Source organism: Paenarthrobacter sp. 4246 (assembly GCF_040546855.1).
Classification (GTDB): Bacteria; Actinomycetota; Actinomycetes; order Actinomycetales; family Micrococcaceae; genus Arthrobacter.
The window spans coordinates 360,267-383,191 of record NZ_JBEPOP010000006.1; the positions used below are offsets into that span (position 1 = coordinate 360,267).

Sequence of the window (22,925 nt, forward strand, 5' to 3'; positions counted from 1 at the left end):
TTGATCCTGCGACGAAAGGCGAGCCGCCCCCTTGAAGGCTGTAGCGGAAATGTTCACGATGGGTCCTGGAAACAAGGACCATCATCCCGCCCTCCGCTGCGCTGTAGGTGTGTTTGTTCCGCTGATCACGTTGACGCTGATCGGACGCATGGACCTGGCAGTGTTTGCCTCGTTCGGAGCCTTCACCGGAATTTATGGCCGCAACGAGCCGCACAGCATCCGTTTTCGCAGCCAGTTGCGTGCCGGCGGCTTCATGCTTTTCATCATTCTCCTGGCCACTCTCATGGCCCGCTTTGCGCAGAGCTCCGGGCTGGAAGGTGCCGCATATTCGTGGCTTCTGACCGCCACGACCACCGTAGTGGCCGGTGTCTGCTCCGTGGTGGTGGCTGCCTGGAGGCTCCGTCCGGGTGGTTCGCTCTTTCACATCTTTGCGTTTGCCGCCATCGCGTCCATCGCCGCCCAACCGCCTCTGTGGGAAGCGATGCTGGTCTCGCTTCTCACCACTGGTTTCTGCCTGCTGATTGGCATGTCGTCCCGTGTCGTCAAGAGCCATCGGACACCGTGGAAACGGCCGCCTCCCATCCGTCACACCGACGCCGAGCGCCGGGCGATCTGGCTGGAAGGCGGCGGTTACCTGGTTGCTGCGGGCCTTGCGGGGACCATCGCGACGCTGGTGGGGGAGCGGCTCGGGTTCGGGCACACCTACTGGGCGATGGTTGCGGCCGTGGTTCCGCTGGTGGGCCATTCGACGCGCCACCGGGTGAGCCGCGGCATCCAAAGGATCGCCGGAACGGTAATCGGGCTGGTGTTGCTGGCCGGCATCCTGTGGTTCAACCCGGCGCCTTGGGCCATGGTCCTGGTGATCGCGGCGTGCCAGTTCGGCGCGGAAATGTTCATCGCCCGGCAGTATCTGGTGGCGCAGGTGTTCGTAACTCCGCTGGCGTTGATTGCCACATTGTTGGCGGCGCCGGTCGATCCTGCTTTGCTCCTCCGGGACCGCATCATCGAGACAGTCATTGGTGCCGCCGTCGGCGTCGCAGTGGTGGTGGCCCCGGCGGTTTGGCGGCGGGTGCGCGGGGGTCTGTCCACTGCCTGAGCGGGTGGATGTCAGCGGTACGGGGAGTTATCGCCTAGGATCGATTGGTTAGACAAGCGAGATACATGTCTACCAAAGGACTGGTGATGATCGACAAAAGTGAACGTCAGGGCTATTGGTACGGGCTGGAGAGCCGTAAGCAGATGGGCGCAGTGGACGTCCTGAATGCGCTCAGGGACTATCGCTCCGCCGAGGCTGATATGCGCCGCCGAACGCGCGCCTCCATGGGAATGGGCGAAACCGATCTTGTGGCCTTGCGCTACCTTCTTGAAGCCGAGCGGGCTGGTCGCGATGTGGGGCCCAAGGAGTTGGCGGTCCGTCTTGGTGTGACGTCGGCGTCCATGACCTCCCTGGTGGACCGCCTGGTCAGGTCCGGCTACGTGAGCCGGGAACCGCATCCTACCGATCGGCGGGCCCTCATTCTGCGACCCACCCCGGGCTCCGACCAAGAGGTTCGCAGCACCTTGGGGGACATGCATTCGCGGATGATGGAGGCCGCCGAAACCCTGAGCGCAGAAGACGCCGCCGTGGTGGTGGAGTTCCTCCGGCGTATGCGCGCAGCCATTGACAGCGTCGCAACTCCCTGACGTCCCGGCTGGACATAACTGATAAGTACACATATAACTAGATAGCCAAGCTACTTACTAGTGAATGTGTGGGAAGACGATGACAGTCGCACTGCGTGAACCAAGTTCCACACCGGTGGCTGAGAATGACGTGCACGTTGTCACGGAACAGGTAATTCCTGTGGGACCGGTGCATTGCGGGTCGCACATGGCCATCTCCGCCGGGCCATCCTATGACGCCATGAAGTGGGTCTCGGTAGAGCCCATCTGGCCGGAGTGGGCCTGCGGGTGCGGCTTCCGCATGGACATTGACGCCATTGACCCGGTGAGTGGTGTCTGGATCGCTGCGCTTCGCCGCCAGAGTCTCCAGCATGAACTCGCTATCTCCCAGAACACTCTTGCCTTGGCCTTCAGGAAGGCCGTTGACGCCGGAGTCAACCCCCAGGCGCTCGCGGAGGTGGCCGGTGTTCCGGCCGCCGAGATCGAAACACTCTTGGCGTGACCACGCTTGACGTTACGGCCGTCCGCGCTGATCGCGGGGCCGGGTGTTCAAGCATGGCCCAGCCAGGTGCGGTGAAGCCAAGCACGGTCCAGCCAGGTGCAGTAGTGCTCGGTGGACGGTACCGTCTCGGCGGTCGGCTGGGCGGCGGCTCGGAAGCCTACGTCAATGAAGCCCTCGACCTCCGCACAGGAAAGCACGTGGCCGTGAAGATCTTCCGGGCAACGGATCCCTCTACATCCAGCCCCGGCACATCGGACCCCGCCAAGGACTCGCCCTTCCGGCGCGAGGTGGACATCCATAGCAGGCTTCGCCACCAGAACATCGTCGCAGTGCTCGGTTCGGGTACGACGGCGGACGCGGACTCCCAGCGAAGCCGCAATTATCTGGTGATGGATCTGATGGACGGCAACGACCTCCGGTCCATCCTCCACGAGCACCCGGCCTCCCCGGCGCAGACGGTGGCGTGGATGAGCGGAATCGCCAAGGCGCTGACGCATCTTCATCGCCGGGGGATCGTCCACAACGACATCAAGCCGGGCAATATCCTGGTGGATTTCCGCGCGGACCCGGATGGTCCTGGAATCGCAAAGTTGACCGACTTTGGGATAGCCATCGACGGGCGTCATTCGGCGCCCAAATCGTCGTCGGGAACACCTCATTACTTGAGTCCCGAAGAGGTATGCGGTGGTACGTCTACGTCGGCCAGCGATATCTACTCGCTGGGCTTGGTGGCACTTGAATGCCTGACCGGAACCAAAGCGTTCCCAGGCCCTCCCCTCGAGTCAATGGTGGCAAGGACTCTTGGGGAACCCCGAATTCCCGGCACGGTTCGGCGGCGCTGGTCCATGGTGCTTCATGCCATGACAGACCCCGATCCTGCCGGCAGGCCGTCTGCCAGCCAAACCGTCGGCATGCTCCGACGGCTCAGCTGGTAGCCAACAATCAGGTCGATAGCGGCATGCGTCCTTATGCCGAACTGGGTCCTACTTATGAAAGAGAGATGAAAAATGGGAATCATTGGTTGGATCGTTTTGGGTTTGATTGCTGGAGCCATCGCCAAGGCCATTAAGCCTGGCAAGCAGGGCGGCGGCTGGATCGCTACGCTGTTGCTCGGCATCGTCGGCGCCGTCCTGGGTGGATGGATCGGCAGCGCGCTCTTCAACGTGGGTATCAACGAGTTCTGGTCGCTCTCCACGTGGCTGCTCGCCATCGGCGGCGCTCTGTTGGTCCTCATCATCTGGGGACTGCTCACCCGCAAGAAGGCCTAAGCGCAAGAAGGCCCAGGCGCCTGAAAGCCGCACCGCCAGAACACCACGAGGCCCCGACGCTGCTGCGTCGGGGCCTCGTGGCCGTCTCACGGGGGCGCTCAGGGGTGAATGCGGTCAGGTGGCTGAATAGTTGAGTGCCAGATCGATGAGGAGACGCGCGCCGAACCCCGTGGCACCCTTGCTTCGCCACGAGTCGTCCTTGTCCGACTGCATGGTGCCTGCAATGTCGATGTGCGCCCAGGGAGTTTCACCCACGAACTCGGCCAGGAACAGGGCGGCAGTGGTGGAACCGGCGTAGGGTCCGCCGAGGTTGGAGATGTCCGCGACGTCGGAATCCAGCTGGGGGCGGTAGGCCTGTTCCAGTGGAAGCTGCCACAGTTGCTCGTCTGTGCGCCGGCCCGATTCCAGCACCAGGTCCACCAAGCGCTGGTCGTTTCCGAACACCGGGGCGGTGAGCTGTCCCAACGACATCAGGGCTGCCCCGGTCAGGGTGGCGATGTCCACGATCCCGTCCACACCATCCTCTACCGCGAGCGTCAGAGCATCGCACATCACCAGGCGACCTTCGGCGTCGGTATTCTTTACCTCGATGGTGAGTCCGCTCCGCGTGGTGAGCACGTCCCCCAACTTGTAGGCCGAGCCGGAGGGCATGTTGTCCGTGCACATCAGGAATCCGGTGACGGCGGCTTTGCAGCCGAGATCGCGCAATGCGGTGAAAACGGCAAGGACCGCCGCAGCCCCGCCCATGTCCATTTTCATGAGCAGGTGCATGGGATCGCTGGGTTTGAGGCTGACACCGCCGGAGTCGTACATGATGCCCTTGCCCACCAGGCCGAGGTGGCCTGTTGGTGTTCCCCCGGGCCGGTACGAGAGCTTGATCATGCGCGGTTCCTGGGCACTGCCGGCATTCACGCCGAGCAGGCCGCCGCAGCGGAGGTCGATGAGCTGTTGTTTATCGAACTCCTCAACCCCAAACCCGAACCGTTCCCCGAGCTCCTTCGCCGCCGAGCCCAAGCCAACGGCAGTGAGGTGGCTCGGCGGAGCGTTGCATAGGTCCCGGGCGATGGTGGTGGCCCGCACTTTAGCGCGGCCCGTGTCCACACCCCGTGAAGCAGCCTCGGTGTCTGTCCCGGGAGCCAGGAACTGCACCTCGGCAAGGGCGGTTCCTTTGCCCCTGCTCTTGAGGGTGTCGTAGCTGTACCGGGCCAACAGCACTCCTTCGGCCAGCACCTGGCCCAGCCGCCCGGCGTCGATCCTTGCCGTGTCAGTCAGTTCAAAACCGATCCGGGAGTGCTTCTGCGTGGCCCGGACCAAGGCCGCGGCCGCCTTGCGCCAGCCGTCCGCGTCCAAGGAACCAGGCTCTCCGCCTCCAACGGCAACCACCAGGGTTCCTGAGGCGTTGGCCAGTTGCAGGGTAGTCCCGGGTTTGCCGTCAAACCCCGCGCCGGCCAAGGTCTCCCGGTGCAGTCCGACGGACTCGGGAACATCACCCTCTGAGGAGACCAGCACGCCGATCGCGTCGAGGGCGCCGAAGCCGTCCACGAAGTGCAACTCCGGTTCGGTGCCGCCCAAGGAAGGAAGAGCTGAGAAATCTTCCGGGATCAGTTTGTAGGCTTCGTGGTTCACCGTTTCGCCCGTTCTTTTGTGGTGGGGACATCTGTGGTTGGAGCACCTGTGGGTGAAGAATCCGTCACGGCTTGGTCCGCTTTGGGGCCCGGCTCCGGGATCGCGTCGGGATCGTCCGGTTCGAGCTGTTCAGGCAGGTCGCCTGTCATCCGGCCTGGCATACGGCCCGCCGGAACGATCGCCAGCAGGGCAAGCCCCGAGAGCCCAAGAAGGGAGATCTGCAGGGCACGGAGACGCGCTTCCTCGTTGACTTCCGTCGCGGCCGCCAGCTCGGTAGGGCTGCTCACGCGGTCGCCGATCACCGCCTCCACCTGCGCGTTGGTCATAAAGTCGGCCTCATTGACGTTCACTTTGTAGATCAACTCCTGGGAAACCTCAGGATGCGCGGCGGCGCCGCTGGCAATCAGCGAGGAGAGCATTCCGACGGCGAACGCGCTCGCCACCGCGATGCCCACACTGCCGGAGAGGTTATGGACCAGTCCGCGCCAGGCTCCGACGTCGCCGGCCAGCTCACGGGGAACCGCGCTGAGCAGCGTATTGAACACCAACGCGACGATTGCGCCCTGGCCGAGTCCCAGGAGGATCAGGCCCAGCACGACAAACAGCTGGCCCCAGTCGTTGCGGATGGTGAAGGCGAGAAGGACCAGCGCACCGGCAACCACTACGAAGCCGCCTTGCGCGATGGTCCGGGGCGGAAACTTGTCATACAGGAACGCCACGAAGGTGCTCGCAAGGAAGATGGACAACGTGTAGGGAATGATCGAGAACGACGTCTCGATGCTGGAGCGGCCCTGCACGATCTGCATGTAGAGCGGGATCAGGAAATTTGCGGCCGTTCCCACGAAGAGCATGATGGCCATGCACGCGGTCACTGCGAGTTCGGAACTGGAGGCCAACACCCTGAGGTCGAAAATGCGGGGCAGTTTGGCATCCTGGCGTTTCCGGATCCACCTGAAGAACACCTGTCCCGCGATGGTTCCCAGGAGAATCAGCAGCGGCGCAGGGGAGAGTTCAAGGATGTCGAACGGCGCCTGGTTGGTTGCGAACCAGGTACCCCAGGCGGACAACCCGCTGAAACCGAAGCTCAGCAGGATGACGGCCACCGCGGCGATGACGGAGCCGGTCCAGTCGATCTTCAGCTGGGGTTGTGCCGGGACAGTTTTGAGCTTAAAACTCAGCAGCAGGTTGAGGGCGCCGAGGACCACCATGAGGCCGAACGAGTAGCGCCAGCCGATTGTGGTGGCGAACCAGCCGGCGATGAGCAAGGCCAGAACACCAGCGGCCGGAATGGCGGCAGCCAGGAGCCCGATGGCCTTGGCTTGCTGCTGATCCTTGTAATTGGTGGCGATAAAGACCGTGAGTGCGGGTGCGATCAAGGCAATGACAGCACCGGACGACGCTTGGGCGATGAAGAGCATCGCCGGACTGAGGCTCAATGCCACCCCTGCCATGGCGGCGGCATGAATGGCGACGGCAATCTGGAACACCTTGCGCGTACCGAACCGGGCGCCCAGCTTCGCTCCCAAGAGGATGAACGCCGCCATCGAAAACGTCCCGGCAGTAATGGCAGTGCCCACTGACGTCGCTGCGGTGTCCAAGTCGGTGGTGATGCCCTGCATGGAAACCGTCAGGGCATTGACGGCGAATGATGCCTGGATTTGGGTGAGGACCACCACGATCAAGGGCAGCCATGAAGCCGCCTTGACGGGTGGTGGGGTTTCCTTGGTGGTGTGGTCGCTGGCCATATCCTGCTCCTGGTGTGCTCTGCCCCTTCACAGTGAAGGGGCGTTGTGAATACCTCACTACGGGGTTGGCGGAACGGTATGCGGGTTTGCCTTGGCGTCGATCTCCGATCACTGGGTTCTGGTTCTGGAGTCTTGGTCCTGAAGGGAGGGCTACGTCTGCAGCGGCCAGAACACGGGCACCAATAGGATGGCCACTGCCGCGTATAGTGCCATGATGGCCAGCCCGAACTTCCAGTAGTCGCCAAACCTGTAGCCCGCCGGCTGCATGATCATCATGTTCGCCGGCGTTGCCACGGGGGTCAGCAACGCGGCGGAGGAAGCTACGGACACGCACATCAGCACGGCGTAGGGATTGATGGATGATTCCTGGGCCACGGAAAGAGCGATAGGAATGATAATCAGGGCAGTGGCCGTATTGCTGATCAGCTGACCCAGGACTGCAGTCACCACAAAGAGCCCCAAGAGCAACAGCAAGGGCCCACCATTCCCTACCACTGCCACCATGCCCTCGGCGAGGATCTCGGCGGTGCCGGTGGAGGTGATGGCCGTGGACAGCGGAATCATGCCGGCCACCAGGATGAGGGTGGTCCAGGCCATGGAACGGTGGGCTTGCTGAACTGTGACAACGCGCAGCACCACCATGGCCAAAGCCGCCAGCATGGCCGCGACGGGTGCAGGCACCAAGTTGGTGGCCAGCAGAACCACCATGGCTCCCAGGATGATCAGCGCCGGCGTGGCCCGCGGCCCCAACGGCACTGTTTGGCGGCGGATGGTGTCTGGAGAGTCCACCAGCAACACATTGTGGTCCACTGTGTGCTGATCCAGCGCCGACCAGGATCCTTGAAGCAGCAGCCTGTCTCCGGCAGTGATCAGCGTGCGCCCCGACGATTCCGGCTCACCCGGATGGTGATGGGCCAACACCACCAGGTCCCCGCTGTCCGTGACCATCCCGGGGTAGGCCTCCGTGCCGACGAGGTTCGACCGCGGCGCCACCACTACCTCGGCCACTCCGTAGGTACTGCTGATGAGGCCGCATGTGGCGTCGTCGTCCTGTTCCAGGCCGTGCCGGGCAGCGAGGGCGTCGATCGTCTGCTGCCCGCCGCGCACCACTATCTCATCGCCGCCTTCAAAAATGGTGCTGCCGGACGGTTTTCCGTCCGGCCGCTGCACGCTGATGAGGTGGAGGTGGCCGCCGTCGTGCCCGTCCTGAAGACACGCAACCGGCTGGCCGACCAATGCTGATCCTGCCGGGATGCTGAGACGGCTCAGCCCCTCCCCGCCGAGGTAGTGGTTCATGAGGGTCTCGCTGTGGGAACCCAGGTCCTTGGGGAGGGCATCAGGCGTTCGGGATGGCAGAAGCCGTGGTCCCAGCCACAGGGTCAATCCGATGGTGCCCAGCAGCAAGGGAAGCCCCACCAGCCCGAACTCAAAGAACCCGATTCCCTTTCCCGTGGTGTCCAGCGCTGCGTTCAGGATCAGTATGTTGACCGGTGAACCGGTAAGAATCAGCAAGGACCCGGCGTGGGCTGCGAAAGCCATGGGCATCAGGAGTTCCGAAGGCCTGCGACCCAGTCGGACTGCGAGGACAACCACCATGGGCAACAACGCGGCGACTGCTCCGTTGACACTGATGAGGGCCGTCAGCAAAGCCGTCAAAACCATCATCAGCACCATCAACCGGGTTCGGCTCGTTCCCGAGAACCTGATCAGCAAGCTTCCCAGCCACGTCGTGACGCCCGCGGCATCGATCGCCTCCGCCACCACGAACAACGCGGCGATCAACACCACGGTCCCGCTCCCGAAACCGGCGAATGTGTCGTCCAAACCCACAATGCCGGTGCCGTAGAGGGCCAAGGCTGCTCCGAGCGCCACTACCTCAACCGGCAGGCGGTTCCACACGAACGCAGCAATCACTACGACGAGCACCAGCAGCGTAACGACGACGTCTGTCATTGATGCCTTGGGTCACCCGTGGGGTACTTGGCCAGCATTCTTTCAGACTAGATCCGGGTAACAACCGCAGGGTCACCCCAATCGGGTGAGTGATGGGCGTCCGCCGAGGTCACGGGCTACGGCAGGTGCCCGAACTTGTAGGCCGCGGACACGGCATCATGACGAGACCCGGCGCCGAGCTTGGAATAGATGATCCGCAGGTGGGTTTTCACCGTATTCACGGACAAGTGAAGCTCTGACGCCATCTGTTCCTGCGACAAGTGTGAGGGGAGCAGGGTAAGGACCTCCCGCTCGCGGGGCGTCAACAAAGGCGCAAGCCGGGAATCAGCGGGAGGCCTCAAAGCCAGCAACCGCTTGGCGAGCTCCTCGCGGGGCCCGTGCGTACCCGCCCGTTCCACCAACAGGTCCACGACCTCCTGGGGAGCGATGGCCAAAGGCCTGATAACCCCTAAATCGTCGGCCATGCCCAGCGCATCTTCCAAGAGTTTGCCGGCCAGAGTCCGCCGCCCCGTGCGAATGGCAATGGAACACTCAAGGACGTTCACGTGAAGCCACGTCCACTCCAGCAGGGGTGCAGCAACGCCCGCGTGCAGTGGCCGGAGACGTTCGGTTGCGGCGTCGAAGCGACTGATCCCCGCGGGGCCCTGCGCTCGCAGCAAGCACAACTCGCCCGTCCCGGGGATGATCTCTTCGGCCCACTCCAGGACTTCGCGGGCACGCTCTGAATGACCCAAGGACAGTGCAGCGGCATGTTCCAACACCGCGACGAAGGCCGCCACGGGCTGGGCGAAGAGATGGCCCTGGCCGATCCTCAGCCTAGCTTGCCGCATGCCATCCAGGGAGTGCCGCCTGTCCCCTGAATCCAGGTGGGCGCACGCAGTGATCAGTTCCACCGTGGCGCGCATCGCGGCCCCCACTCCTTTGGAAGAGGACCCCAGTTGTCCCAGTTCCGCACTTGCCGACGCGGCGAATTTGAGGGCCGCCGCAGGTTCGGCGCCGAGAAGGGCGGCAGCGGCATGCATCAGGGCACCCACCGATCGGCCGGCTCCCGCAGTCCACGCATAGGCCGGAAGCTTCTCCTCTGCCTGTCGAAGATACTCACCGGCGCGGCGGAGGTGGCCTTGCATTGAGGAAATGCCGGCAAGCTTGAGGTACACCTTGCCGGCGAGGTAGCCGTTACCCGCTTCGGTGGCCTCGAGCAGGGCCTCCTGGGCCTCGTTTTCGGCGGCCCCGTATTGCTGCTCGACCACGGCGGCGGTGACCGAAACCATCCTTGCTTCGATCCGGATGTCGCTCTGCCGTGACAAGGGAAGGGCTGCCAAGTCCGAGGTAGCTTTGGGGTCCTGTTTCTCCCAGTCTCCACTGAACCAGGAAAGACGGGCTTCTGCCAGGGCGCGTAGTTCTGAGAGGTCGGAGGGCGGGTTTTCTGTCCACAAACGACTCGCGGCGGCCAGGTAGCGGGCGGCGGTGGTGGGCTGACGGCTCTCCACATGGGCCAGCGCCGCAACCAGGCAGAGCTTGGGACTCACCGCCAGGACGGAATCCGGCAGCTCCGCGATGGCCCTCCGAACCCGCGTGACTCCGCCTGATCCCAGGAGGGTTGCTCCGTGCCGTTCGAGGATTGCGCCGGTCAACTGACTGTCAGCTGAGTCCATGGCGTGCCGGAGGGCGGCCTCGAGTTCGCCTGCCTGCTCATGCCAGTGCGCGGCGATCCGGTGGAGACGGAGCAATTCGTCCGGCTCCTTCCGGGCAAGTTCCGCCCGGAAGCAGGCCCTGATCGGGGACCGGACCAGAAAGACCTTCCGGCCACTCCCCGCAGATTCCACCAGATCGCGGTGGTCCGCCAGCTTGGCGAGGTCGTTCCCGGCGTTCCGGTGGCCCGTGAGGGCGTTGGCCTGGGCGGCCACCAGGACACGGCACACGCTGGTACTGGAGAGCACGTGCCGCTCGTCCAGGGTGAGTGTACGGAGAATTTCATGGTCCAGATACTCAGCGAGTTGGCGGTTGTTGGCTGCAATGTCGCCCACGGGCATTTCGACGTCCGCGGCTTGGCGCAACGAACGCAAAGCAAGCACCACACAAGCGGGCCAGCCCCCGGTTTGTCGGAACAGCTCGGCCAGTTGATGCGTCCCCAGCAGCGTGATGGTCTTGGCCGCGAGTGAGTTGATCTCGTCCAGGGAAAAAGCAAGATCACGTGATTGCAGTTCCAGGATCCGCCCGCTGAGCCGGGCGCGTCCAGGGTCAACGGCCGTGCTTTCCCTGGTAGCCAGGACAAGTTGGAGGGGCAGATTCGCTTGGTTCAACAGCGCCGGAATCCAATGATCGCGGTCTTCTGCCGGGAAGCCCTCAACGCCGTCGATGACCAGGCGGATGGTGCCTTCGGAGGCGGTCAACTGCCTTGCCAAGTGATTCAGGACGTCGTGGGCATTCGTCTCGGCTCCCGAAAATTGACACAAGGCACCGTCCGGTATGGCTGGGCACTGCCGGAGTGCCTGAAGTACCGAGGGCCACAGGGCCGGCTCGTCCTGGTGGTCCGGGCTGACCCACGCCACGTTGCACATCCGGCTGGCAAGCCATTGGCCGAGGACCACCGATTTGCCGAACCCGGCAGGGGCGCAGAGGAGGATGGTGTCAGGTGTGGCATCCAGTTTTGCCACAAGCCGGGGCCGAGCCAGCAGGTCCAAAGGCGGTTTGGAGACCGCCATCAGTTGGGGGCTCAAGAGGTCCGGGCGGGTACCACCGAGGTCGTCCACTCCTTCAGTGTAGGGGTGGGACTTCGAGGATTCACCCAGTACAGGCGATCCGCGAGGCGGCCTCTGAGCGTGAGGATTGGGTTGTCCGCCGTGAGACGCTTGGGCGAAGCCCGGAAGGGGGTTTCACCGTGCAGGCTTTCAGGGACATCATGAGCGCTGCGGATTCCGGCTGGGTCTACCCGCTCGGGGCCGTGTTCGTGGCATTGTCGGCCGTTTTTCCACCCATTCCCACCACGTCCTTGTTTGTGGCTCTGGGAGCCTTGTCCGCCACCGACAACCTTCCCAACGGTTACCTGTTGGTGGCCGCGATGCTGGCCGGAGCGGTTGCCGGAGACCTGGGCGCGTATGAATTGGTCCGGCGCCGGGACATGGCCAGCTGGAAGATCCTCCAGGGCCCCCGGACGCAGAAGGCCCTGCATGCTTCCCGGGAACGTCTGTCCAAGCACTCCGCCTCGTGGGTCCTGACGTCCCGGTTTGTCCCGCTCGGACGGCTGACCATGAATGTCGCCAGCGCCATCACCCCGGTCCCGCGCGGCAGGTTTGTCCTCTACTCCGTCGCAGCTGGCATCCTGTGGTCCGCCTACTCGGTGGGCATTGGGGCCCTGTCCGGGCTTTGGCCAGGGCTTTCCACGGAGTTCGCCGTGGTCATCGCCATCGCCTTCTCGCTGCTGTTGGGCAGGGGAATCAGCGCCGCCGTGACGTGGTATTTGCAGCTGGACGACTGACTTAACCCAGGCGTGCTATTGCAACGACGACGTCAGCCTGGCCAAATTGTCCAGTGCCACTTCACCCACCGGCCGCCGCAACCAGTCCTCCAGCAACAACTCGGTGCTCGCCGCGCGGTAGGTGTCCTCCACTGCCCGCATCCGGTCCACGATGGATCGGCCATGGACCAGCACCGAGACTTCCATGTTGAGGCTGAACGAGCGGACATCCATGTTGCTTGAGCCGATAACTGCGACGTCGTGGTCGATGGTGAAGTGTTTGGCGTGCAGGACCTGCGGAGCCCGGTAAAGGTAGATACGGACACCGGCCCGCAGCAGGACTTCATAGTAGGAACGCTGGGCGTGGTAGACCATGTCCTGGTCGCCTACCTCCGAGACAAAGAGCTCAACGCTCAAGCCCCGCGACGCTGCGGTGACAATGGCCAGTTGGATGGCTTCGTCGGGGACAAAGTAGGGGCTGGTGATACTGACGCGGTGCTCGGCCTTGTAAATGAGCGTGGTGTAGAGCTTGAGGTTGTTGTCGTTATCGAAGCTGGGACCGCTGGGCAGGACCTGGGCGTCAATGAGCTCCGGCTCCGACCCCAGGACCACCGGTGAAGTGTCCAACGGAAGCAGGGCTTGGGACTCGCTGTACCAGTCGGTGACGAACACGGCGTTGAGTTCCCGCACCACGGGCCCCTCCAACCGCACCATCAGCTCATGCCATTGGAGGCCGCGTCTGATATTCCGCTTCTTGTTGTAGGAGGCATCGATCAGGTTTTGGGAGCCCGTGTAGCCCACCTTTCCATCCACCACCACAAGTTTCCGGTGGTTGCGCAGGTCCGGACGTTGCCATTGACCCTTGAAGGGGCGCAAGGGAAGCATCGCGTGCCACTCGGCGCCCATACCGTCAAAAGCTTGCAGCATGTCCTTGTATTTGGGGTCGCCTACTGCTGCCAGGTGATCGAAGAGCACTCTGACCGCCACACCGCGCTGGCAGGCCCTGGCCATGGCATCGAAGAACGGAGAAGTCGTGGGGTCCAGGGCCAAAATGTAGAACTCCACATGGACATACTCTTCAGCGGTATCCATATCCGCGATCATGCGGTCGAAGCAACCCTTGTAGTCCTCCAGCAACTCGGCGCGGTTGCCGCCCACCATGGGCAGCGCGCCGAGCCGGAGGTTAAGTTCGACGGCGGAACGCAGCCAGGCGGGCCAGTCCTCACTGTGGCTGACTGCTGAGAGGCCAGGCGTGCGTCCAAGCATCAGCTCGTTGACGGCGCGTTGCTTGTCGCGCCGGGCCTTGGGCAGTTTGCCGCGGCCCACCAGCAGGAACGCCACCGTGCCCAGGTAGGGAATGAAGATGATTGCCAGCACCCAGGCAATGGCCGACGACGGTTTCCGGTTGGCCGAAACCATCACCGCGGCAATTGATCCGAGCACGATGTGGAGCGCCAGCAGGATCAAGGCGACGGCATCGGCGTCGTGCAGTAGTCCTTGCATGCCGCGCTACTTGGCGTTCTGCTGCGGGATGACCACTTTTTTGATGATCAGCAGGATGGAAGCCGTGGTGGGGCAGGCGATCAGCGCTCCCAGCAGGCCCAGCAGCGTACCGCCCACCATTGCGCCGATCAGCACCAAAGAACCTGGGATGCTGATCGCTTTGCCCACCACACGAGGGGTCAGGACGTAGGCCTCAATCTGCATGTAGGCCAGCATGACGAGGAAAACAACAAGCGCCGTTGAAGGAGAGGTGAAGAGTGAAACCACGGTAATGATGACCGTGCTGATCGCACTGCCCACCAGCGGTATGAGGGTAATGGGGAATGCCAGGACGGCGAGTACAGCCGCATATCTGACTCCGGCCACGGAAAGGAGAATAAAGGTGAAGATCGCATTGAACAGAGCCAGAACCGACATTCCGCTCAGGTATTTACCCACGGAGGCAATGATTGTTTCGGAGATATCCGCGAATGATTCCCTGCGGGATGCCGGCACCAGGGCGTAAAGGCTGGATTTCATGACCTCGTGTCCTGCCACGAAATAGAGGGTCAGGACAACCACAAAGACCACGGCGAAGGTCCCGTTCACCACGTTGTAGCCAACCTGGACCGCTCCGCCGCCAATTGCCAGCCAGACATTGGGATCCGCCGCAGAGGTTTCCAACCAATCCAGCAACGGAGTCAAGGCTCCACCCAGCGAACCGTTGACGTCCCGGAACCACTCTTGTTCACCCACTGCGTCGAAGCTGGATGGCAGCACCCGGACCAGCGCGGCGCCCTCCTCCACCAGGATGGGGACCACGAAGCGGATCAAAAGGGCCACCACCATAAGGAATCCAGCGGCCACTGCGAGTACAGCTCCGCCACGCGAGAGTTTCCAGCGTTCCAGCCAGCGCACCAACGGATACAGGCCCAAGGAGATGAACAGGGCCGCGAAGATCAGCGTCAGCGAATACCGCAACGTAATGACCGCCGAGCCCAGGGCCAAGGCAACCAGAACACCCAATGCCGTAATCAGACCAAATCGGAACGGCCCGCCTTCCAGCAGTGGGAATGCCTTCAATCGCGTCATGCGGTCCCTTTCGGCGGTATATGGATAGCGGGCCATCGCCCGAATCAGGCCAAAGCGAGCTCCTTCAGGCGAGCGTACTCCGCCTCGGTAATGTCGCCAGCGGCAAGCAGCGCTTTGGCTGATTCGATTTGCTGGGTGGGCGTCGGCGCTCCAGCAACCTCCCGGATGTAATTCTCTGCTTCCTCCACAGATTCACGGACGCGTATTTCGCTGCGAAGCGCCATGCCTTTCCCGCGCATGATGACGTAGATCAAGGCCGAGATAAACGGTGCCACGAACAGGCACAAAATCCACAGGGCCTTTACACCGCCGCCCAGGGCTTTATCGCGGAGAAGATCCGAAATGATCTGAAAGAGGAGAATCAAATAGGCAATGAAGAAGAAGGCGACAATGATGCTCCACAACGATTCCAAAAAGTTCATGGTGTCTTTCCCATCGTTCGTTCGGCCCGGGGCAGGGCCGTCGTCATCCGGCAAGGGACCCGTTCCCCGGCGGGACCACAACACCATTCTCGATTCGCCCGCATCCGCCAGTCCCCCTCCGCGCTGGATCGACAGCGATTGGACAGAAAGATCACCCACTAAGGGTGAGCGGAGGTTGTGAGGACCGACGACGGGCGGCTGGGCTGGGCCCCCGTTCCGGTCACAAATTCCCCATAACTTGGCCGTTGCAGTTGGCGTCAAACGGTCGGTTACGCTGCTCAAAGCCACGCACCACCGCACGTTTTAGGGTTCCAATGACGCACTCTTTCCCAACTTTTCCGGCAGCTGACCTACCATCCAAACCCGAGGTCACGCGAGGGCCGGAGCAAGCGCCCCGTCGCGGTTCGGCAGCGGTCGCCTTGGGGGCGTTCAGCATTGCGGCTATCGTCGGGGCCTTCGCGTTGCTCCTGCACACGCTCGGGCAACAGTCTCCGCGGATTGGCCCGGTGTACACGGGCTGGCCGGAAGCCGCCGCCCACTCACCGATGACTGCCTTGCGCTGGTTCCTCAGCGACATGACCGAGCCCTTGTTCTGGGCGTCGGATCTGGCCGCGTTCGGCCTGCTGTCAGGGGCCGCGCTGGCATGGTGGGCCGGGCGACGGGGGAGGAACTGGGCGGGGTCGCTCACCTATGGCAGCGGCCTCTGGCCGTGGGTGCTGGCGTCGGCGTCGCTGAGCTTGCTCCTGTCCAACCTGGCTTTCGGGTGGATGCTCGACGACGGGTGGCAGCCCACGTTCGTGCCTTTTGTTTGCGTCGCTCCCGCCATGGTCCTTCTCTACGGGGCCGGCTGGAAGACCTGTGTCACCGGTGCCGTTCTGGGAGCAGCCACCACGACACCCTTGGCGTTGCTGTTCATCCCTGCCTTATCGACGCCGCTCAGCCTGCCGGTGGTGGTGGCAAACGTCCTCGCGATGTCCGTTGGCTCCGTGCTGGCGTTCATGGTGGCCCGGCGTTTGCCGTGGCTGGCACTGCAAAAGCCCGGGCCACCACCAGAACCGTGCCGACCGCCGTCGGGTGGTTACCGTACTTTCCGCAACGACGCCGCGTGGGCTGCTCGCCGCGTCCTCAAGGACTTCACCGAAACGCACTTCTTCGCCAACGAACTCGCCGGTATCGGCGTGATTCTGGCCGTCGCGGCGGCGTTTGTGCTCAACCCGGCGTTGCCGGCGTACGGAACCAACCTGTTGCCCCACATACTGTTCGCCCAGGCGCTGACCTCGGCAACCGGCGTCGTCCTCTGGCAGCGCTGGTACCGCGGCGACGGGTGGGCGGCCACGTACGCGTCCGTGGTGTCCGTAGCTCCTGCCGCCGTCCTGGCCTACGAAGGGTCGTGGTCCGCGATGGTGGGCGGAGCCGTGCTGGGAGCAGTCCTGGCTCCGCCCCTTGCCCGCGTGGTTTCCGTTCGCCTACCCGTCGGATTTCACCCGGTGATCGGCAACACGGCGGCCATGGCAGTGTCGACGGCGGTCGCCCTGCCGTTGCTGGGTCTGCTGCCGCACTAGCCCCTTTTGGCTCTCACCGTTACCCGCCGACGTGATGGATCGTGAAGGCACTCAAGAACCCGACGGCGGCCGTCAGCCCCGTGAGGTTATGGTGCTCTTCGAAAGCCTCGGGAATCATGGTGTCCGCCAGCATGGCCAGGATTCCGCCGGCGGCGATCGCGGTGATGAACGCAATGACAGTGCCGGGGGCGTTCTCCAAGGCGGTGTAGCCGATGAGCGCCGCGAGTCCGCTGAACACGGCAATGCCGGTCCATGTGCCAAAGACGTAGGCAGGACTGCGGCCGGCCTTCTTCATGCCGGCTGTGCTGGACAATCCCTCAGGAACATTGGAAATGAAGACGGCGGCCAGCATGGCAGGGCTCACCGCCCCGCCGGCAAGGAGGCCGACGCCGAGCACCACCGATTCGGGAATGCCGTCAATCAGCGCACCCACGGCGATGGCTGTTCCACTGCCGGGGCTGTCTTTCTCGGACGGTTGGGGGCCGCTGGAACGTTTTCGATGTTTGGCACCGGCGCGTGCCAACAGAACGTTCGAGCCCACAAATATCAGTGCACCGAGGAGGAAGCCCAAGACGGTGGGGATCAAGCCACCGCCTTGGACGGCTTCGTCCACCAGTTCGAAGGCAAGGGCTGAGATCAGGACACCCGCACCGAAGGCCATCACCGTGGAAACAACCTTCGGCGGGACTTTCCACAGCCAGGCAATGCCCGCGCCGAGAACCAGGGCTCCGCCTGCCAGCGTTCCCCACATCAGGGCCTGCAACCACATCGGCATTCTTGTGCCCTCTCCTTGGTCTTCCACGTGCCACATGAGTGTTTCATATGGGGTTGGTGGGGCTGTGGTGAGTCTTGAGGTTTTCCTGAGGAAGTGTTGCGGGTTTGCAGGATTAGTTCTTGATCCAGCCCCGGCACAGTAGTTCTTGTCAGCCAGAGAGGCTGGAAAAGAACGGCCGGCCGGACCCGCGGTGGCCTCCCGAAAGGACCATACTCAGATGGCCATCAGCCTCAAGACCACCTCCGGCAAAATCCTCGCCTCCGTCGCACTGGTCGGCACCGCAGCCGCCGTCGCCGGCATGGGAACCTACGGCGCGTTCACCTCTTCGACCTCCGCGTCGCAGGCCGTCACCGCAGGCACGGTCACCATCGCCCTGGGCGCCCCCGGCCCGGCCAACACCCTCAACGTCCCCATCGCAGGACTGCTCCCCGGAGACAAGGTCGAAAAACTCGTCACCCTGGCCAACACCGGCAACTCGGACCTGAACAACGTCACCCTCACCACCTCCGCCGGGGCCACCGGGTCCTTGCTCACCACCGACGTGACCAACGGCCTGCAACTGACCATCGAAAACTGCTCCGTGGCCTGGACCGGCACCGCCGCCCCCTACAGCTGCACCGGAACCAAGAGCACCGTCCTGGCCTCCGCCCCGGTCATCATCGCCAACAAGGCCCTCACCAACCTCACCTCCCTGACCTCGGCCAAGACCGACAACCTCAAAGTCACCACCGCGTTCCCCACCACCGCGAACAACGACTTCCAAGGCGCCACCTCCACCATCGCCTTCTCCTTCACCGGCACCCAGCGCACCGAAACCACCAAGTAGCACCCACCCCCGCTGACCCCGAACGGCCAGCCCGCTGTAACAACGGGTCCGCTGCGACTGCCGAACAGAAACACCATCAAGCCCCGCCGGGCCTGGTCGGGCGCCCCCCTGCCCGATCAGGTCCGCCGGTATTTTCCTGGCCTGCCATATTTCTGGGCCAGCCTTGAGGATTTTCCGCAGGAAGCCTGAGCCGGGCCACACAGACTTTGGAACAGGCTCCCCACAGAAGCCGATCAACACCCGGAAGGAACGCCAGGGACAATGAGCACCCTCAACAGCATCGAGGGATCAGCCCCCAAGGTCGGCGTTTCATCGTGGAGCCCCAAGCAGCACGTAATGAGGGACTGGCGGGCAGTGGCAAGTCACGCTGAACCACACCGGGCTCCAACGGAATCTGTCCTGGAGGCGAGCACGCTGCAGGCGCTGGCTGAGGAGTTGGACGACGATGCGCCGGCCATAAGCTTCCTCTCCACATACCTGTCCATGCTGCCCGGCAGGATCCTCAGAATCTCCACTGGCCTTTGCCTTCACGATGCCGATGCCAGTATGGATGCGGTCTTGAGCCTTAAGATTTCCTCCGCCATGGTGGGTGCCGTGGACACGGAGAACCAGTGCCGGGCCATTGAAGCCATGATCCGGGGAGGCCATTTCGATTCAGCGGTCCTGGCACTCCCATCGCTGCAGAACTCCACGGACCGCTGCTTGGCGGCAGGTTTCAGGGTTGAAGGGAGTTAGTGGTGGGCCGACACGGAGGGGTCGGCGGCCTTGACCTCATGCGGCACCAGGAACAGTGCGGCAACGGCCAGGACACCGGCACCTGCAAAGACGTAGAAGCCTGCAGGGTAGGCGATATTCGCGGCCACCAGGGTCCCGGTTACGGCAGGACCAACGATCGCACCCAACCTGCCAACCCCCGCAGCGAAGCCCAGTGCGGTACCGCGGAGCCTGGCCGGGAAGAGCTGGCTGACCCAGGCATACACCAGTACCTGGGAGCTGAAGACGAAGACTCCCGTCACGAAGACTGCCGCGTTGAGCAGGAATTCGTTCTGGATCTTGACGCTGAGGATGGCCAGCAGCACCGCCGACAACCCGAACCACAGCAGCACGATCTTCTTGGTCCCATGCTTATCGGCAAGGATTCCGGCGACGAACAGCCCCGCGACGGCGCCCACGTTCAGGACCAGCAACAGCGTCAGCCCGGTGCTCACGGGGTATCCGGCGGCGGCCATCAGTTGGGGCAGCCACGTATTCAGCCCGTAGACCAGCAGCAGCCCCATGAAGGACGCAATGCCAATTCCAACCGCCACCAGAGGATAGGGCTTCTGCAGGAGGTCGCGGAAGCCGGTCTTTGGTTTGGTACCGGCGGAATGTTCGACGGCGGTCGCCGCCTTTGCGGATCCGTCCGCCTTGGACTCGCCCGCGTTGACAGGAACTGCTTCCGGGAGGGATTCGGGCAACTTGGCCCACAGGAACGGGAGCAGTATCAGCCCAGCCACGCCACCGATGATGAACATGAGCCGCCAGTCGGGAACGATGAAAATGGCCAGCAAGGCCGTGGCCACGGCGCCCACGTGGTACCCGGTCATGGTCCGGGTTGTGGACTTTCCGGCCGACCCGGCTGGGGCGTAGTCGTTCATGTATGCCAACGCCGCCGGCAGGCAGGCGCCCAACCCGAGACCGGCCAGCAGGCGGAGCAGTGAGAAGACCGCAACGTTCGGGGCGAAGGCAACGCCGATGGTGAACAGCGAGAAGCCTGCCACGCAGGCGATCAGGAGTTTCCTACGACCAAACTTGTCCGATAGCGGCGCGATGAAGAGCGCGCCAAGACCAACGCCAACCAAGGAGATGGTGGCGGCGAAGGTGGCTCCGACCGCGTCGAAGCCCAGTTCGCCTGTCTTGATGAGTGTGGGGATGACGGTTCCGAGAACCACGAGGTCGAAGCCGTCCAGAACCATGGCCAGCCAGCATAGCCAAACGGGCCATTGGGAGCGGCGGGCAGATGACATCGTTGGCATAGCGTCCTCGGTACTTCGTTGTTGGTGGTCCTGGCTGATTGATTCCTGAGCCAAAGAACGTTCGGTCAGTCATGAGAGTTGTATCACCGTCTGATGTTGCGTGGCACACGTTCTACCATTGAATGGAAGGTGTGTCTGCTGGCATGAATGTAAGCCACTCACCACAGATCAGACCCCACTGACGTGCAAGCGACCGACCAGCAAGCAAAGGAGCGCATCGTGGCCAACTCGGCATCCGGTGATTCCGTGGTTGACCGCGTAGTGCGGGTGATCGAGGCCTTTCCGGAGGGGGCAACCTCGCTGCAATTGACCGAGTTGGCTGACCGGGCCGGGCTTCCGCTCTCCTCGGCGCATCGACTGGTCCGCCAACTCTCGGAGCACCGGTTGCTGGATCTTGGTGCTGGCGGGACTGTAAGGCTGGGGCTGCGTCTGTGGGAACTCGTCAACCGCAATTCGCCCACCTTGGCCCTCCGGCAAGCTGCCATGCCCTTCATGGAGGATATCCAGCAGGTCCTGAACCAGAACGTGAACCTTGCTGTGCTGGATGGGTGGGAAGCGCTCTTCGTGGAGCGGCTTTCGAGGAGGGGATCAGTCGCCAACCGTGCCAGGATCGCCGGAAGGATGCCTGTCCACATCTCTTCGGCAGGGCTGGCCCTGATGTCCCACCAACCACGGGAACTGCAGGCGGAGTACCTCGAACAATTCGAGGATCCTTCCGGGAAGGTGACTGCCGACGTCGTGCGTCATTTCCTGGCCGAAGCGGGCCAGCAGGGATACGCGCAACTCGCGGGTGTTGTGGATCCTGACACGTGGGGCATTGCCGTTCCTGTGATGAATGGCAAGCGTCGGACCGTGGCGGCACTGGGCGTTGTGGTCCCGCTGGCTGAGATGAGGCTGCAGGCGCTGGTACCAGCGCTTCAAACGGCGGCCCGTGGCATTGGACGCCAACTCGGCGAGTAAGTGAGCTTCCGTTCAACGGAATTGCTGTAACGCCACTCACCCGTTGCGGGACACACTGATTCCAGATTCATCCCGCTTCCGAGCAAGCCGGGATCCGCAACGAAGCGAGGAACAACCATGGCACGCACACCCATCACCACCCAAGTGGCCATTATGGGCGCAGGCCCCGCAGGTCTCATGCTCTCCCATTTGCTGGCCAAACAGGGCATTGAGTCCGTAGTGGTGGAGATCCGCAGCCGCAAGGACATCCAGGAGACGGTTCGCGCGGGAATTCTTGAGCACGGCACCGTGAACTTGTTGGTGGATTCCGGCGTTTCGGACCGGGTGCTTCGCGAAGGCGACCGGCACGACGGCATCGAGCTGCGGTTCAACGGCGAGAGCCATCGCATCAACTTTAAGGAACTCGTCGGCGAATCCGTATGGCTTTACCCGCAAACTGACGTTTTCATGGACCTCGCTGCGAAGCGGGAGGCCGACGGCGGTGACGTCCGGTACAGCGTCACGGACACCACGGTTCACGATCTCAAAGGCAAGCCGAAGGTGTGGTTCACAGACGCCAACGGCGAGGAATTCGAAATCCAGGCCGACTTCCTGGTCGGCGCTGACGGATCCCGCAGCCATTGCCGCTTCCAGATCCCCGAGGCCGACCGCAAGTGGTACTTCCACGAGTACCCTTTCGCATGGTTCGGGATCCTCGCCGAAGCCCCGCGCAGCGCCGACGAACTGATCTATGCCAACTCCGAGAACGGATTCGCCCTGATCAGCCAGCGCACCGAAACTGTGCAGCGCATGTATTTCCAGTGCGATCCCAAGGAAAATGTGGCCGACTGGGATGACGAACGCATCTGGAACGAATTCCGCAAGCGCGTCAATGGCAACGGGTTCGAGCTTAAGGAAGGGCCTGTCCTGGAGAAGATGGTCCTGCCGTTCCGCAGCTTCGTCCACACCCCCATGCGCCACGGCAACCTCTTCCTGGCCGGCGATGCAGCGCACACTGTTCCACCCACGGGAGCAAAGGGCCTCAACCTGGCCATCCATGACGTCAAAATGCTCTTTGAGGGCCTCGATTCCTTCTACTCCCAGGGCTCCACGGCGCTGTTGGATATGTACAGCGACCGTGCTTTGGACCGCGTGTGGAAGGCCCAGCACTTCTCATACTGGATGACGTCCATGCTGCACACGGTGGCGGGTGGCGACGAGTTCGACCGCGCCCGACAACTCGGTGAACTGCACTCGGTGGTGACCTCCGAGCACGCGAAGGCGTACCTCGCAGAGTCCTACACGGGCTGGCCCGCCACGCGCTAAGCCCGCGGATTTGCCGGGCGAACCGTTCAGCAAGCGCTCGACGGCGGCTCATCTCCTGATGGCGATGGGTCGCCGCCCCCGGATCAAGATCGGGCCCTTGGCCTCTTCCCCCCCGTTGAACCCGGGCCTCCTATGTTCTGTGGGGTGTGTGGTGGTGGTTGCGTCGGGGTGTTTGGGTTGGGTCGATGTGGGGTGGGGGGATGAACCAGGGGACGCCGGTTTTCATGTCGATGCGCCATTGTTCTTTGTGGATGAGGTGGTGGTGGTGGTTGC

Annotated in this window: 20 protein-coding genes and 1 pseudogene; 11 read left to right on the top strand and 10 right to left on the bottom strand. The window is 63.1% G+C overall.

Annotation, left to right across the window (positions count from 1 at the left end):
- The first annotated feature begins 31 nt into the window (after positions 1-31).
- From ABIE35_RS13980 to ABIE35_RS14000, 5 genes are all read left to right on the top strand, one after another.
- Positions 32-1,096: an FUSC family protein gene (locus tag ABIE35_RS13980; protein WP_354515747.1), complete on the top strand. Its 1,065-nt coding sequence runs from the start codon at positions 32-34 to the stop codon at positions 1,094-1,096.
- Positions 1,097-1,161: 65 nt separating this feature from the next.
- Positions 1,162-1,683, top strand: coding sequence for a MarR family winged helix-turn-helix transcriptional regulator (locus tag ABIE35_RS13985; RefSeq protein ID WP_354515749.1), 522 nt, complete (start codon positions 1,162-1,164; stop codon positions 1,681-1,683).
- A 79-nt stretch (positions 1,684-1,762) separates the two neighbouring features.
- Positions 1,763-2,164, top strand: coding sequence for a hypothetical protein (locus ABIE35_RS13990; protein ID WP_354515751.1), 402 nt, complete (start codon positions 1,763-1,765; stop codon positions 2,162-2,164).
- The gene (locus ABIE35_RS13995) at positions 2,161-3,099 is read left to right on the top strand and encodes a serine/threonine-protein kinase (protein ID WP_354515753.1); all 939 of its coding nucleotides are present in this window, start codon (positions 2,161-2,163) and stop codon (positions 3,097-3,099) included. The genes ABIE35_RS13990 and ABIE35_RS13995 overlap by 4 nt, the downstream gene beginning before the upstream one ends.
- Before the next feature lie 72 nt (positions 3,100-3,171).
- Entirely contained in the window at positions 3,172-3,432 is a 261-nt protein-coding gene (locus tag ABIE35_RS14000; protein WP_207595429.1) for a GlsB/YeaQ/YmgE family stress response membrane protein, read from the top strand.
- A 114-nt stretch (positions 3,433-3,546) separates the two neighbouring features.
- Here the strand turns inward: ABIE35_RS14000 and ABIE35_RS14005 are convergent, their stop codons facing one another.
- The 4 genes from ABIE35_RS14005 to ABIE35_RS14020 all read right to left on the bottom strand — a co-directional run bounded on the left by ABIE35_RS14005 (position 3,547) and on the right by ABIE35_RS14020 (position 11,509).
- The gene (locus ABIE35_RS14005) at positions 3,547-5,058 is read right to left on the bottom strand and encodes a leucyl aminopeptidase family protein (RefSeq protein WP_354515756.1); all 1,512 of its coding nucleotides are present in this window, start codon (positions 5,056-5,058) and stop codon (positions 3,547-3,549) included.
- Positions 5,055-6,803 carry an MFS transporter gene (locus ABIE35_RS14010; RefSeq protein ID WP_354515757.1) on the bottom strand — a complete coding sequence of 583 codons (1,749 nt, stop codon included), beginning with the start codon at positions 6,801-6,803 and terminating at the stop codon, positions 5,055-5,057. The genes ABIE35_RS14005 and ABIE35_RS14010 overlap by 4 nt, the downstream gene beginning before the upstream one ends.
- Before the next feature lie 150 nt (positions 6,804-6,953).
- Positions 6,954-8,756, bottom strand: a complete 1,803-nt coding sequence (locus ABIE35_RS14015) for an SLC13 family permease (protein ID WP_354515759.1) — start codon at positions 8,754-8,756, stop codon at positions 6,954-6,956.
- Between the two features lie 116 nt (positions 8,757-8,872).
- Positions 8,873-11,509 (bottom strand): LuxR C-terminal-related transcriptional regulator, encoded by a 2,637-nt coding sequence (locus ABIE35_RS14020; protein WP_354515761.1) that lies wholly within the window; start codon positions 11,507-11,509, stop codon positions 8,873-8,875.
- Between the two features lie 128 nt (positions 11,510-11,637).
- On the opposite strand from ABIE35_RS14020, the gene ABIE35_RS14025 reads away from it, so the two are divergent.
- Positions 11,638-12,234 (top strand): DedA family protein, encoded by a 597-nt coding sequence (locus ABIE35_RS14025; RefSeq protein WP_354515763.1) that lies wholly within the window; start codon positions 11,638-11,640, stop codon positions 12,232-12,234.
- Between the two features lie 15 nt (positions 12,235-12,249).
- Here ABIE35_RS14025 and cls read toward each other — a convergent pair whose 3' ends face one another.
- Genes cls through ABIE35_RS14040 form a run of 3 tightly spaced genes read right to left on the bottom strand, consistent with a single transcriptional unit; the run spans position 12,250 to position 15,209 of the window.
- Positions 12,250-13,716, bottom strand: coding sequence for a cardiolipin synthase (cls, locus tag ABIE35_RS14030; protein WP_354515765.1), 1,467 nt, complete (start codon positions 13,714-13,716; stop codon positions 12,250-12,252).
- A 6-nt stretch (positions 13,717-13,722) separates the two neighbouring features.
- Complete coding sequence (locus ABIE35_RS14035) at positions 13,723-14,787, bottom strand: AI-2E family transporter (protein WP_354515767.1); 1,065 nt, start codon at positions 14,785-14,787, stop codon at positions 13,723-13,725.
- A gap of 44 nt (positions 14,788-14,831) precedes the next feature.
- Entirely contained in the window at positions 14,832-15,209 is a 378-nt protein-coding gene (locus ABIE35_RS14040) for an SHOCT domain-containing protein (protein ID WP_207595426.1), read from the bottom strand.
- A gap of 314 nt (positions 15,210-15,523) precedes the next feature.
- Here ABIE35_RS14040 and ABIE35_RS14045 point away from each other — a divergent pair, with 314 nt between their 5' ends.
- A complete protein-coding gene (locus ABIE35_RS14045; RefSeq protein ID WP_354515769.1) occupies positions 15,524-16,771 on the top strand; it encodes a hypothetical protein in 1,248 nt (415 codons plus the stop codon).
- A gap of 19 nt (positions 16,772-16,790) precedes the next feature.
- Here ABIE35_RS14045 and ABIE35_RS14050 read toward each other — a convergent pair whose 3' ends face one another.
- Positions 16,791-17,546, bottom strand: a complete 756-nt coding sequence (locus ABIE35_RS14050; RefSeq protein ID WP_354515771.1) for a ZIP family metal transporter — start codon at positions 17,544-17,546, stop codon at positions 16,791-16,793.
- A 217-nt stretch (positions 17,547-17,763) separates the two neighbouring features.
- On the opposite strand from ABIE35_RS14050, the gene ABIE35_RS14055 reads away from it, so the two are divergent.
- Entirely contained in the window at positions 17,764-18,372 is a 609-nt protein-coding gene (locus ABIE35_RS14055; protein ID WP_354515773.1) for a TasA family protein, read from the top strand.
- A gap of 261 nt (positions 18,373-18,633) precedes the next feature.
- Positions 18,634-19,107, top strand: a complete 474-nt coding sequence (locus ABIE35_RS14060) for an Hpt domain-containing protein (protein ID WP_354515774.1) — start codon at positions 18,634-18,636, stop codon at positions 19,105-19,107.
- Here the strand turns inward: ABIE35_RS14060 and ABIE35_RS14065 are convergent.
- Positions 19,104-20,387, bottom strand: coding sequence for an MFS transporter (locus ABIE35_RS14065; protein ID WP_502921385.1), 1,284 nt, complete (start codon positions 20,385-20,387; stop codon positions 19,104-19,106). The two genes, ABIE35_RS14060 and ABIE35_RS14065, sit on opposite strands and share 4 nt — an antisense overlap.
- A gap of 219 nt (positions 20,388-20,606) precedes the next feature.
- Here ABIE35_RS14065 and ABIE35_RS14070 point away from each other — a divergent pair, with 219 nt between their 5' ends.
- Positions 20,607-21,347, top strand: coding sequence for an IclR family transcriptional regulator (locus ABIE35_RS14070; RefSeq protein ID WP_354515778.1), 741 nt, complete (start codon positions 20,607-20,609; stop codon positions 21,345-21,347).
- Positions 21,348-21,464: 117 nt separating this feature from the next.
- Complete coding sequence (locus tag ABIE35_RS14075) at positions 21,465-22,652, top strand: 4-hydroxybenzoate 3-monooxygenase (protein WP_354515780.1); 1,188 nt, start codon at positions 21,465-21,467, stop codon at positions 22,650-22,652.
- Between the two features lie 130 nt (positions 22,653-22,782).
- On the opposite strand, the pseudogene ABIE35_RS14080 reads toward ABIE35_RS14075, so the two are convergent.
- Positions 22,783-22,925, bottom strand: a pseudogene (locus ABIE35_RS14080) (DUF222 domain-containing protein); the annotation flags it as partial.

Coding starts and splice junctions, on each gene's coding strand:
- ABIE35_RS13990 (WP_354515751.1), top strand. CDS start 1,763: ATGACAGTCGCACTGCGTGAACCAAGTTCCACACCGGTGGCTGAGAAT.
- ABIE35_RS14045 (WP_354515769.1), top strand. CDS start 15,524: ATGACGCACTCTTTCCCAACTTTTCCGGCAGCTGACCTACCATCCAAA.
- cls (WP_354515765.1), bottom strand. CDS start 13,716: ATGCAAGGACTACTGCACGACGCCGATGCCGTCGCCTTGATCCTGCTG.
- ABIE35_RS14035 (WP_354515767.1), bottom strand. CDS start 14,787: ATGACGCGATTGAAGGCATTCCCACTGCTGGAAGGCGGGCCGTTCCGA.
- ABIE35_RS14050 (WP_354515771.1), bottom strand. CDS start 17,546: ATGCCGATGTGGTTGCAGGCCCTGATGTGGGGAACGCTGGCAGGCGGA.
- ABIE35_RS14075 (WP_354515780.1), top strand. CDS start 21,465: ATGGCACGCACACCCATCACCACCCAAGTGGCCATTATGGGCGCAGGC.
- ABIE35_RS14060 (WP_354515774.1), top strand. CDS start 18,634: ATGAGCACCCTCAACAGCATCGAGGGATCAGCCCCCAAGGTCGGCGTT.
- ABIE35_RS13985 (WP_354515749.1), top strand. CDS start 1,162: ATGTCTACCAAAGGACTGGTGATGATCGACAAAAGTGAACGTCAGGGC.
- ABIE35_RS14055 (WP_354515773.1), top strand. CDS start 17,764: ATGGCCATCAGCCTCAAGACCACCTCCGGCAAAATCCTCGCCTCCGTC.
- ABIE35_RS14015 (WP_354515759.1), bottom strand. CDS start 8,756: ATGACAGACGTCGTCGTTACGCTGCTGGTGCTCGTCGTAGTGATTGCT.
- ABIE35_RS14065 (WP_502921385.1), bottom strand. CDS start 20,387: ATGCCAACGATGTCATCTGCCCGCCGCTCCCAATGGCCCGTTTGGCTA.
- ABIE35_RS14000 (WP_207595429.1), top strand. CDS start 3,172: ATGGGAATCATTGGTTGGATCGTTTTGGGTTTGATTGCTGGAGCCATC.
- ABIE35_RS14010 (WP_354515757.1), bottom strand. CDS start 6,803: ATGGCCAGCGACCACACCACCAAGGAAACCCCACCACCCGTCAAGGCG.
- ABIE35_RS14040 (WP_207595426.1), bottom strand. CDS start 15,209: ATGAACTTTTTGGAATCGTTGTGGAGCATCATTGTCGCCTTCTTCTTC.